Raw genomic sequence first — 11,973 nt, 5'->3', positions numbered from 1 at the left:
ACCGGCTTGGTCGCCCGCGTCCTGCCGATCAGGCCGGCGCGCGCTGCGCGGTGACGGCCTCGCAGGCCCGCTTGACGATGCCGAGCCGCATCTCGAACTCGGGCAGCACCCAGCGGCGGAAGGCCGCCTCGGGCGCCGCCCAGCGGGCGTCCTGCGGCGCGTCCCGGCCGATGCGGGCCCAGGCCCATGCCAGCAGCGCGATCATCACCACGCGCAGGTAGTCGTCCGCCACCTCGTAGGGCAGCGCCGGGTCGGCCGCCGCGGCCATCGCCAGCGTGGTCGTGAGGTAGCGCAGCTGTGCCAGGCGCCGCTGCGCGTCGGCGTCGATGTCGCGCGAGGCCTCGAGCTCGTCGCGCACCTCGACCAGCAGGGCCGACATGCCGGCGCCGCCGTCGGCCAGCACCTTGCGCACCAGCAGGTCGATCGCCTGGATCTCGTTGGTGCCCTCGTAGATCATGGTCACGCGCGAATCGCGCACCACCTGCTCGATGCCCCATTCGCGCACGTAGCCATGGCCGCCGAACACCTGCAGGCATTCGCTGGCGCCATGGAAGGCCTGCTGCGTGCAGGCCGCCTTGAGCACCGGCGTGACCAGCGCGCACCAGCGCTGCGCCCGCTCGCGGGCCTTGGGGTCGGCGTCGTGGCGTGCAATGTCGAGCTGGACCGCGGTCCGGTAGGCGATCAGCCGGGCACCGTCGATCCAGGCGCGCTGGGTGTCGAGGATGCGGCGGATCGCCGGATGCTCGGCCACCAGGTCGGCGGCCTCGCTGCCGCGGCTGGCGGGGGCCGGGCCGGGCGCGCGCATCTGGCGGCGTTCGTGGGCATAGGCGTCGGCCTTCTGCCAGGCGGCGTCGAGCAGGCCGAGGCCCTGCAGCGCGACGTGCAGCCGGGCCGCGTTCATCATCACGAACATCGCCGCCAGCCCGCGGTTCGGCTCGCCGATCAGCCAGCCGGTGGCATCGTCGAAGCGCATCACGCAGGTCGAGCTGCCGTGCAGGCCCATCTTCTCTTCGATGCGCTCGCAGTGCACCGCATTGCGCGCGCCGTCGGGCAGCCGCTTGGGCACCAGCACCAGCGACAGGCCCTTGGGGCCGGCCGGCGCGTCGGGCAGGCGGCACAGCACCAGGTGCACGATGTTGTCCGTCAGATCGTGCTCGCCGCCCGAGATGAAGATCTTGCCGCCGGCGACGCGGAAGCTGCCGTCGGCCTGCGCCGTGGCGCGGGTGCGCACCTGGCCCAGGTCGCTGCCGGCATGGGCTTCGGTGAGGCACATGGTGGCCAGCCATTCGCCGGTGGCGATCTTCGACAGATAGCGTTGCTTGAGCTCGTCGCTGCCATGGTGCCGGATGCACTCGTAGGCGCCGTGCAGCAGACCCGGTGCCATCGTGAGCCCATGGTTGGCGGCGCTGAGCCATTCGTACAGCACCGCCTCGAGCACCGCGGGCAGGCCCTGGCCGCCATCCTCGGGCGCCGCCGACAGGGCGGGCCAGCCGCCGTCGACGAAGGCCCGGTAAGCGTCGCGGAAGCCCGGCGGCGTGAGCACCTCGCCATTCACGAAGCGGCAGCCGATCTCGTCGCCGTCGCGGTTCGGCGGCGCGATCACTTCGGCCACGAACTTGCCGGCCTCGTCGAGCACCTGGGCCTGCAGCGCCTCGTCGACCTCCGCGAACGGTGCCAGGGCGCCCAGGCGCGCGGGGGCGCCGAGCACGGTGTTCAGCAGGAAGCGGACGTCGTCGGGGCGGGGGCTGTAGGTCGTCATCGCGGGGATCTCAAGGCGCGCGGCAGGCGAAGCTGGCCGCGGATTCGGTGTCGCCGCCGGTGTAGACAGCGACTTGCGGGTACGGGCACAGCGGACGCGTGCGCCGGGCCGACCAGCTGGCCGGCACTTCGGGGTTGACGCTCGCCGTGCCGGGGCCGCGAGCGCTCGCCACCACCGACTCGGGCGCCCGGCCTTGCTCGACCCAGTCGACCAGCGCGCTCAGCATGTCGAACTGGTCGGTGGCGGGGCCGCCCGCGCAGTGGTTCATGCCCGGGACCGGGAAGTAGCGCGCGAACGCCGCGGCGTCGCCGCCATGGGTGGCCTGCAGCCGCTCGTACCAGGCGGCGGTGTCGTCGGACGAGAACACGGGGTCGCTGGTGCCGTGGTAGACGATCAGCTTGCCGCCGCGGTCGCGCAGGGCCGTCAGCTTCGAGGCGTCGGGCGGCGACATGAAGGCCATCGCCGATTCGCGATAGACCGGGTCGGTGGCGTCGATCAGCGGCGCATCGCGGTCCATGTCGAAGCCGAGAGCGAAGGCGAGGCCGCCCGGCCGCGTGGCCAGCGGCGGAGATGTGAAGATGAAGCCCACCGCGCCCGGGTCACGGGTCTGGGAGCTCGAGAACTTCCATTCGCGCCAGTTGCTGCCGCCGATCCCGGCGTCGAAGGGGAAGCTGCTGTAGATCGGCTTGCCGGCGCTGTTGCGGGCGCCGGTGAACACGTTGGCGAGCGCGCTTTTCTGCGCCGCCGTCAGGCACTGGCCGTCGCGCGCGCCGCTGCAGCTCGGCACGTCGCGCTGCAGGTCGAAGTTCGCCTGGCAGGCCTTGACGTCGGAAACGATGCCGTCCGCCAGGCCGTCGAGCGCATCGCAGCGGGCCAGCACGCGGTCGGACACCAGCTGCAGCTCGGCCGGCGTGAACGCGCTTTGAAGGTCCGGCAGGCCTGCCGGCGTGGCCGCGGTCGCCACTTTGGCGTACTGCTGTGCGCCATAGAGCTGCGCCACCGCGGCGCGCGGCAGGTTGTAGCCGGGGTCGCCCGCGAGGATGCCGTCGTACTGGCTGGACGCGCGGGCGGCGGCCACCATCGCGTGCCTGCCGCCGTTGGAGCAGCCGCCGAAATAGGACCTGTCGGGGCCGCGGCCGTAGGCCTGGGCGATCAGGTTCCTGGCCATCGGCGTGAGCTGCGCGACCGCGTTGTAGCCGTAGTCGAGCCGGGCCTGCGGATCGAGGCCGAAGGTGGGGCCGAGCGAACCGGGATGGCCGGCGTCCGAACTGATCACCGCGAAGCCCATCTGCAGGGCGTTGGTCACCGGCGCACCGCCGCCGATGCCGCCGACCGCCGGCACGACCACGCCGTCGAGGCCGCCATTGGCCTGGTAGAAGAAGCGGCCGTTCCAGGCCACCGGCAGCCGCATCTCGAAACCGATCGCGTAGCGCTTGCCGTCGACCGGGCCGATGCGCTCGTTCATGCGGCCCTGGACCAGGCAGTGGGCCGGAACCGGCACGCTGGCGTTGCCCAGCGCGACCGTGCCGGCCGGCACCGCCACGGCCTGGGTGTACAAGGTGCCGGGCGGCGCCGCGCTGGCCGCGAGCGCGCTGCACGACAGCAGCGTGCCGGGCCGGGCCGCGGCCAGCGGCGCGGTCGGCGCAGTCCGGCCGACACCGGCACAGGCGGCGAGCAGGGAAGCGCCGGCCAGCGCCACGGCGCCGAGCTGGAGATGGCTGCGGGTGGGGGTCTTCATCGTGTCTCCTGCTGGCCGGTCGCTCAGGCCCGGGCCGCGCCCAGGTAGGTATCGATCACGCGCGAATCGCCGGCCAGCTGGCGGGCCTCGCCTTCGGCGCTGACGCTGCCCATCTCGAGCACGTAGCCGTGGTCGGCGACTTCGAGCGCGGCGCGCGCATTCTGCTCGACCAGCAGGATCGTCACGCCGGTGGCGCGCAGCGCGCTCACGGTGCGGAAGATCTCCTGCACCACCAGCGGCGCGAGGCCGAGGCTGGGCTCGTCGAGCATCAGCAGCGTGGGCCGCGACATCAGCGCCCGGCCGACCGCCAGCATCTGGCGCTCGCCGCCCGACAGCGTGCCGGCCAGTTGCATCCGGCGTTCCTTCAGGCGCGGGAACAGCGTGTAGACCTGCTCGATCTGGTCGCGCCAATCGCGGTTGCGCAGCCGCACCTGCCGGAACGCGCCGAGCACCAGGTTGTCCTCGACCGGCATGGTGGCGAACAGCTCGCGCTTTTCGGGCACCAGCGCGATGCCGAGCATCACGCGCTCCTCGAGCGACAGGCCGCCGATCGGCTGGCCGCGGAACTCGATGCCGCCCTTGGCGGGCAGCACGCCCATCAGCGCATTGAGCAGGGTCGACTTGCCGGCGCCGTTGGGGCCGATCACGGTCACGACGCTGCCTTCGCCCGCCTGCAGGTCGATGCCGTGCAGCACTTCGGCACGGCCGTAGCCGGCGCGCAGGTCGTGGATTCGGAGGAGGGGAGCGCTCATGTCAGTGTTCCGTGCCCAGGTAGGCGGCGCGCACCTTCGGGCTTTGCTGCACCTCGGCGGGCGTGCCCTCCATCAGGTGGGTGCCGAATTCCATCACCACGATGTGGTCGCAGATGTCCATCACCAGGTCCATGTCGTGTTCGACCAGCAGGATGCTCATGCCCGAGGCGCGCAGGCTGCGCAGCACGTCGGCGAGCGCCTGCTTTTCCTTGTGGCGCAGGCCGGCGGCCGGCTCGTCGAGCAGCAGCAGGGCCGGGTCGGCGCACAGGGCGCGCGCGATCTCCAGCAGCCGCTGCTGGCCCATCGCCAGGTTGCCGGCCAGCTCGTGCATCCAGTCGCCCATGCCCACGCGCTGCAGCTGGCGCTCGGCCTCGCGCAGCAGCTCGCGCTCCTCGGCGCGGTCGGTGTGGAGCATGGCCGCGATCGCCCCCTTGCGGCCGCGCAGGTGGGCGCCGAGCGCGACGTTCTCGAGCACCGTCATGTCGGGCACCATCTTCACGTGCTGGAAGGTGCGCGAGACGCCGCGCTCGGCGATGGCGCGCGACGACAGCCCGCCGATCGCCTCGCCGCGAAAGCGCACGGCGCCGCCGCTCAGGCCCAGCACGCCGGTGACCAGGTTGAAGGTGGTCGACTTGCCGGCGCCGTTGGGCCCGATCAGGCCGACCACCTGGCCGGCCCGGGTCTGGAAGCTGATGTCGTTGACCGCCACCAGCCCGCCGAAGGTCTTGCGGATCGCCTGCACGTCGAGCACCACCTCGCCGGCGGCCGGCTTGGCGCGCGCCGGGAGGTCGGGCGCATCGCGCCAGTCGACCGGGCGCTGCGGGCGCGGCAGCCGGCGGTCGATGAAGTCCCACAGGCCGTCGGGCAGGTACTTGAGCACCAGCACGATCAGGATGCCGAAGACGATCAGCTCGTAGCTGCCGCTGGTGCCGATCAGCTTGGGCAGCAGCACCTGCAGCTGGTCTTCGAGCAGCTTGACCACGCCGGCGCCGGCGATCGCGCCCCACACGTGGGCCGCGCCCCCGAGCACCGCCATGAAGAGGTACTCGATGCCCATCTTGAGGCCGAAGGGCGAGGGGTTCACGGTGCGCTGGAAATGCGCGAACAGCCAGCCCGAGAGCGACGCCAGCAGCGCCGCCAGCACGAAGATCCCGACCTTGAAGCGCAGCGTGTTCACGCCCATCGCCTCGGCCATCTGCGAGCCGCCCGCCAGCGACCGGATGGCCCGGCCGCTGCGTGAATCGAGCAGCCGGATCACCGCGAAGCAGGCGAGCAGCGAGAAAGTCCAGACCACCGCATAGAACACCCGCTGCTGGCCGACCTCGAGGCCGAAGAGCGTGAGCCCCTTGACGCCCAGGATGCCGTCGTACTTGCCCAGCGCCTCGAGGTTGCCCATCAGGTAGTAGAGCGCCAGCGCCCAGGCGATGGTGGCGAGCGGCAGGTAGTGGCCCGACATGCGCAGCGTGATGCCGCCGATGATCGCGGCGCTGAGGCCGGTCAGCGCCAGGCCGACGAACAGGGTGAGCCACGGCGAGAGGCCGAAGTTCACGCTCAGGTAGGCGGTGGTGTAGGCGCCGATGCCCACGAACGCCGCCTGGCCGAAGGAGGTCAGTCCGCCGACGCCGGTGAGCAGCACCAGCCCCAGCACCGGCAGCGTGTAGATGCCGATGTAGTTGAGCTGGATGATCCAGAAGTTGGGCAGCGGCAGCAGCGGCAGGGCGACGAGCACCGCCACCAGCGCCAGCGGGCCCCAGGTGCGCAGGCGGCTCTTCGCGGGCGGCTTGGCCGCTGGAGGATTCAAGGTGGCTTCCATGTCAATGCTCCTCGTCCGAGTGGGCGCTGGTCAGCGAGCGCCACAACAGCACCGGCAGGATGATGGTGAACACGATCACCTCCTTGAACGAGCTGGCCCAGAACGAGCCGAAGGACTCGATCACGCCGACCGCCAGCGCGCCGAGCAGCGCGCCCGGATAGCTCGCCAGGCCGCCGATCACGCCGGCGACGAAGCCCTTGAGGCCGATCAGGAAGCCGGAGTCGTAGAAGATCGTGGTGGTGGGCCCGATCAGGAGGCCCGACAGCGCGCCGATCAGCGCCGCCATCGCGAAGGTGAGCTGGCCCGCCGCCTGCGTGGAGATGCCCATCAGCCGTGCACCGAGCCGGTTCACGGCCGTCGCCCGCAGGGCCTTGCCGTAGAGGGTGCGCTCGAAGTAGAGCCACAGCATCACGATCAGCGCCGCCGAGGCGAGGAAGATGATCACGGCCTGCCCGTTGACGTTCAGCGGGCCGACCGCAAAGCGGTCGTCCCAGAACGACGGGTTGCGAAAGCCCTCGGCGCCGAAGAACAGCAGGCCCAGCCCGGTCATCGCGAAATGCACGCCGACCGAGACGATCAGCAGCACCAGCGAGCTGGCGCCGGCGAGCGACTGGTAGGCGACGCGGTAGACCAGCGGCCCGAACGCCGTGACGATGCACAGCGTGAGGAAGGCCTGGACCGCCAGCGGCAGGTTGCGCGGCGCCGCCCACGCCGACACGGCGCAGACCGCCGCCGGCAGCACGAACATGCGCGCGGCGGCCAGCAGGGCCGGCGCGGCCCGGCCGCGGTGGCGCCAGGTGCTCACCAGTTCCATGAGCGCCGCGACGGCCGCGAGGATCAGCAGCAGCCAGACCGTGCCGGGCACCTTGCCGGTCTGGAAGATGGCGAGCGTGAGCGCGCCATAGGCGACGAACTCGCCCTGCGGAATGAAGATGACGCGGGTGACCGTGAACACGAGCACGATACCCATGCCCAGCAGCGCGTAGATCGCCCCGTTCGTGAGTCCGTCCAGCGTCAGGATGCTGGCGATTGAGATATCCATGAGGGCTTCGCGGCGCGCGTTCTCCGTGTTCTTTTCTCTTCGTGGAACACCGCGGAACTGGCTTCGCCAGGCCGCTGGTGTTGCCCCCGGTAGGGGGTGGGCGCCCGACACGAAGTGCGGGCAACCTGGGGGCGAGCTACGGTGCTTCGACCTTGAACTGGCCGCCCACGACCTTCAGCATGACGCCGGTCTCGTTGGTGTAGCCCCAGTGGTTGTCGGGCGTCCAGTTCAAGACGCCGTGCGCGAGCACCGTGCGGCCCATGGTCTCCATCGCGTCGCGCAGCGCCGCACGGAACTCCGGCGTGCCGGGCTTGCCCTTCTTCAGCGCGATCGGCACCGCCTTCTCGAGCACCGTCAGCGCATCGGCGCCGTGGCCGGCGAACTGGTTGCGCGAGCCCGGGCCGTAGGTCTTCTCGTACTGCGTGACAAAGTCGACCGCGGCCTTCTTCGAGGGATGGCTGTCGGGCAGCTGCTCCGCCACGGTGGCCGGGCCCGAGACGACGAAGGTGCCTTCGGCATCCTTGCCGGCAGTGCGCATCAGGTCCTGCGTGGCGGCGGCGTGCGTCTGGTAGACCTTGCCCTTGAAACCGCGCTCCATCACCGCCTTCTGCGGCATGCCGGCGCCGCTGCCCGAGGCGACGATCAGGATCGCGTCGGGATTGGCCGAGGTCAGCTTCAGCACCTGGGCGGTGACACTGGTGTCGGCCCGGCCGAAGCGCTCGGTGGCGACGACCTTCATGCCGTTCTTCTCGGCCTCGGCGGTCAGCGCCTTGAGCCAGAGTTCGCCGTAGGCGTCGGTGTAGCCGAGGAAGCCGATGGTCTTGACCTTCTGCGACTTCATGTGCTGGACCACGGCGTAGGCCATGACGTCGTTGGACTGCGGCAGCCGGAAGGTCCACTTGTCCTTGCCCGGCGGCAGCCCGGCCGGCGAGGCGGCGAGCTGCACGGTGCCCGATTCCGCGGCCACGTCGGCCATCGGGATCGCGACCGGCGTCGCGGCCGAGCCGATGATGACGTCGACCTTGTCCTCGGTCACCAGCCGCTGCGTGTCCTTGACGCCCGTGGTCGGGTCGGTGGCATCGTCGAGCACCACGACCTTGAGGTTCTCGCCGGCGATGGTCTTGGGCCACAGCGCGATCTGGTTCTTGACCGGGATGCCCAGGCCCGAGGCCGGGCCGGTCAGCGGCAGCACGACGCCGACCGTGAGGTCGGCATGGGCGGCGCCGAAGAGGCCGGCGGCCAGCGCGGCGGCGAGGATGCTTTTCTTGATGTTCATGATGTCTCCTGGAGGGGCGAACGAAAAAACGGGGTGGCGGCCGGCTCAGCGCGGCGCCATGCGCAGGGCGCCGTCGAGGCGGATCACCTCGCCGTTGAGGTGGCCGTTGGTGACGATGTGGCAGGCCAGCGCGGCGAACTCCGCCGGATCGCCCAGCCGCGGCGGGAACGGGATCGAGGCGGCAAGCGACTGCTGGATCGGCTCGGGCAGGGTCTTCAGCAGCGGTGTCGCGAACAGGCCCGGCGCGATCGTGCAGACGCGGATGCCGTGCTGCGCGAGGTCGCGCGCCATCGGCAGCGTCATGCCCACCAGCCCGCCCTTCGAGGCGCTGTAGGCCTGCTGGCCGACCTGGCCGTCGAAGGCCGCGACCGAGGCCGTGAACAGCATCACGCCGCGCTCGCCGCCTTCGTTCGGGTCCAGCTTGGCGCAGCGCGCCGCATAGAGGCGGCTGACGTTGTAGGCACCGATCAGGTTGATGTTGACCACCCGCACGAAGTCCTCGAGCGGCGCGGCGCTGCCGTCCTTGCCGACGATTCGCTTGGCGCTGCCGATGCCGGCCACGTTCATGAGGATGCGGGCCGCACCGTGCGCGCCCTCGGCCTTGTCGAGCGCGGCGTTGACGCTGTCGGTGTCGGTGATGTCGCAGACGCAGGCGACGCCGCCGATCTCGGCGGCGACCTTCTCCGCCAGGCCGGCATTGACGTCGAGCACTGCGACCTTGGCGCCGAGCCGCGCGAGCTCGCGCGCCGTGGCTTCGCCGAGGCCGGATGCGCCGCCGGTCACGAGTGCGGCTTGTCCTTGGATGTTCATGCGAGTCTCCTTGTGGTTTGTCAGTGAAAACGGCCTATCGGGGCTTGAGCGTGAAGCCCAACGTGCCGTCATGCAGGGCCTCGGCCAGCGCCGCACGGTGCTTGAGCACGGCGCGCTGGTTGATCGAGCCCTTGTCGGTCACTTCGCCCCTGTCGATCGAGGGCGGCTCGGAAACGATGTGGGCGCGTGCGATGCGGTTGGCGCTGCCGGTGCTGGCGGCGGCGAGCCCGTCGAGCAGCTGCTGCAGCCAGGCCTGCACCGGCGCGCTCTCGACCACCTGCTGCAGGCTCGCCTCGGGCGCCAGGCCGGCCAGCGTCCGGATGGCCGGGGTCGGGAAGATCAGCGCGCCGACCTCCTTCAGGTTGATCCCGGTCAGCACCGCGTCGTGCACGTAGGGGGCGCCGGCGGTGTTGATCTTCGCGCGCAGCGGTCCGACGCTCACGAAGGTGCCGGTGGCGAGCTTGAAGTCCTCGGCGATGCGGCCGTCGAAGCGCAGGCCGCGGTGGATGTCGGCGTCGTCGATCCAGCGCACGGCATCGCCGGTGCACAGGAAGCCTTCCTCGTCGAAGGCCTCGCGCGTGGCTTCCGGCGAGCGCCAGTAGCCCGGCGTGACGTTGGGGCCGCGGTAGCGCACCTCGACCTTGCCGTCGACATCGATCAGCTTGAGCGTCATGCCGGGCGTCGGCACGCCGACGTCGCCGGCGCGCACGTCCGGGCTGTTGATGAACATCGCCGAAGGGCCGGACTCGGTCATGCCGAGGCCGGTCGCCATCACGATGCGCTCGCCGATCTCGGCCTCCTGGATCCGGTGCAGCAGGTCCCAGATCGGCTGCGCCAGCGCGGCGCCGGAGTAGAAGAACATGCGTACCCGCGAGAGCAGCGTCCGGCGCAGCTGCGCATCGGTCTCCATGGCCTGCGCGATGGCCTCGAAGCCGGTCGGCACGTTGAAGTAGACGGTCGGCGCGATCTCGCGCAGGTTGCGCAGCGTCTCCGCCATGCCCGCCGGCGTCGGCTTGCCGTCGTCGATGTAGAGCGTGCCGCCGTGGTAGATCGTGATGCCGACGTTGTGGTTGCTGCCGAAGGTGTGGTTCCAGGGCAGCCAGTCGACCAGCACCGGCGGCTCCTCCGCGAGGGCCGGCATCGACTGCGCGATCTGCACCTGGTTGGCGCACCACATGCGCTGGGTGTTGACCACCGCCTTGGGCATCTTGGTCGAGCCCGAGGTGAACAGGAACTTCGTGATCGTGTCCGGCCCGGTGGCCGCCATGGCGGCGTCGACCGCGTGCGTGGCGGGCGTGGCGAGCAGGCTGTCGAAGGCGGTGAGGGCGCGGCCGGCCAGCTCGGGGGCGGCCGTGCCCGGATCGCCGGCACCGCCGTGGCCGCGCTGCAGCACCACCTCGACATCGGCCGGGACCGCCGCCGCGATGGCGCGGCCGTAGCGCGCGCCGTCGCTCGCGAACACCAGCCCCGGGGTCAGCGTGTCGACGATGTGGCGCAGTTTCTCGTAGTCCTGGCTGACGGTCGAGTAGGCGGGCGAGGCTGGGCAGTACGGAACACCGGCGTAGATGCAGCCGAGCGCCAGCTGGGCATGCTCCAGGCTGTTCTCGCTCAGGATCATGACCGGCCGCTCGGCGTCCAGGCCGCGGTTCAGCAGCGCCTGGCCGATGCGGCGGGCGTCCTGCAGCGCCCGGGCGTAGCTCAGGTGCTGCCATTCGCCGGTGCTGCCGTCGGGCAGTTGCTCGCGGCGGGCCATGAAGCTGCGGTCGGGCTCGGTCTCGGCCCAGTGCATGAAGCGGTCGGTGATGCGTTCGGCGTAGGGGCCGAGCGGCTCGGCGGCCTCGAGGTAGCGCACGCCCGCCGCGCCCTCGCGCACGTTGACGCGGCGCACGCCGAAAGTCACGGGCCGATAGCGTGGCGTCTGGGTCGTCGGACGGGGGGCTTGCATGGGGATTCCTCGGTGAGTCTCAGCTTTTCTGGACCTTGGCCGCCTTGCCGTCCAGGAAGGCGCGCACGCGCTCCTTGGCGTCGGGCGCGGCCTGCGCGATGCCGGCCATCAGCGCCTCGGTGAAGAAGCCGTGGTCGGCCGGCTGCTCGGCGATGCGCGGCAGCGCGTGCATCAGCGCGTAGTTGGTCAGCGGCGCGTTGGTCGCCACGCGCTTCGCGAGCTCCAGCGCCTTGTCGAAGGCCGTGCCTTCGGGCACCAGGTACTGGGCGAAGCCGGCGCGCTCGCCCTCCTCGGCGTTGTAGACCCGGCCGGTCATCATCATGTCGGTCATGCGGGCGGCGCCGATCAGCTTGGGAATGCGCACCGAGCCGCCGCCGCCGACGAAGATGCCGCGCGAGCCCTCCGGCAGCGCATAGAAGGTGGTGCTGTCGGCCACCCGGATGTGGCAGGCGCTCGCCAGTTCGAGCCCGCCGCCGACCACCGCGCCGTGCAGCGCCGCCACCACCGGCACCGGGCCATGCTGCACCAGCTCGAGCGCCGCGTGCCACATGCGCGAATGCCGCAGGCCCTGGCCGGCGTCGCGCTCCTTCAGCTCGGACAGGTCGAGGCCGGCGCAGAAATGCGGACCCTCGCCATCGATCACCGCGGCACGCACGGTGGAGGGCAGCTTTTCGAAAGCGTCGCGCAGTGCCAGGATCAGGCCGTCGGACAGCGCGTTGCGTTTGGCACCCCGCGTGAGGCGGATGATGGCGATGTCGTCCTGGATGTCGAGGTGGAGGTCGTTGGAGGTCATGATTGCATTCCGGAGTACGATCGATTATGGTTATGAAAAATAATC

Annotated in this window: 9 protein-coding genes; all 9 read right to left on the bottom strand. The window is 71.0% G+C overall.

Translation table 11 applies throughout. The features are described from left to right. Positions 1-28 precede the first annotated feature (28 nt). Complete coding sequence (locus QTI17_RS17880; protein WP_286534764.1) at positions 29-1,759, bottom strand: acyl-CoA dehydrogenase family protein; 1,731 nt, start codon at positions 1,757-1,759, stop codon at positions 29-31. Positions 1,760-1,769: 10 nt separating this feature from the next. Then, on the bottom strand, positions 1,770-3,497 hold the full coding sequence (locus tag QTI17_RS17875; protein ID WP_286534763.1) for a tannase/feruloyl esterase family alpha/beta hydrolase: 1,728 nt from the start codon (positions 3,495-3,497) through the stop codon (positions 1,770-1,772). Between the two features lie 23 nt (positions 3,498-3,520). Then, positions 3,521-4,249 (bottom strand): ABC transporter ATP-binding protein, encoded by a 729-nt coding sequence (locus QTI17_RS17870; RefSeq protein ID WP_286534762.1) that lies wholly within the window; start codon positions 4,247-4,249, stop codon positions 3,521-3,523. 1 nt (position 4,250) lies between these two features. Continuing rightward, a complete protein-coding gene (locus tag QTI17_RS17865; RefSeq protein ID WP_286534761.1) occupies positions 4,251-6,062 on the bottom strand; it encodes a branched-chain amino acid ABC transporter ATP-binding protein/permease in 1,812 nt (603 codons plus the stop codon). A gap of 1 nt (position 6,063) precedes the next feature. Continuing rightward, positions 6,064-7,104, bottom strand: coding sequence for a branched-chain amino acid ABC transporter permease (locus QTI17_RS17860; RefSeq protein ID WP_286534760.1), 1,041 nt, complete (start codon positions 7,102-7,104; stop codon positions 6,064-6,066). A 136-nt stretch (positions 7,105-7,240) separates the two neighbouring features. Then, entirely contained in the window at positions 7,241-8,380 is a 1,140-nt protein-coding gene (locus tag QTI17_RS17855; RefSeq protein ID WP_286534759.1) for an ABC transporter substrate-binding protein, read from the bottom strand. 45 nt (positions 8,381-8,425) lie between these two features. Beyond that, the gene (locus tag QTI17_RS17850; RefSeq protein WP_286534758.1) at positions 8,426-9,190 is read right to left on the bottom strand and encodes an SDR family NAD(P)-dependent oxidoreductase; all 765 of its coding nucleotides are present in this window, start codon (positions 9,188-9,190) and stop codon (positions 8,426-8,428) included. A 34-nt stretch (positions 9,191-9,224) separates the two neighbouring features. Further along, positions 9,225-11,135, bottom strand: a complete 1,911-nt coding sequence (locus QTI17_RS17845) for a feruloyl-CoA synthase (RefSeq protein WP_286534757.1) — start codon at positions 11,133-11,135, stop codon at positions 9,225-9,227. A gap of 19 nt (positions 11,136-11,154) precedes the next feature. Next, on the bottom strand, positions 11,155-11,928 hold the full coding sequence (locus QTI17_RS17840) for a crotonase/enoyl-CoA hydratase family protein (protein ID WP_286534756.1): 774 nt from the start codon (positions 11,926-11,928) through the stop codon (positions 11,155-11,157). Between the last annotated feature and the right edge of the window lie 45 nt (positions 11,929-11,973).

Origin of the sequence: Variovorax sp. J31P179 (assembly GCF_030316985.1) — a bacterium.
GTDB classification, from domain to species: Bacteria; Pseudomonadota; Gammaproteobacteria; order Burkholderiales; family Burkholderiaceae_C; genus Variovorax; species Variovorax ginsengisoli_B.
The sequence above is the reverse complement of the archived record's forward strand: the minus strand, read 5'-3'. Positions and strand labels throughout refer to the sequence as shown.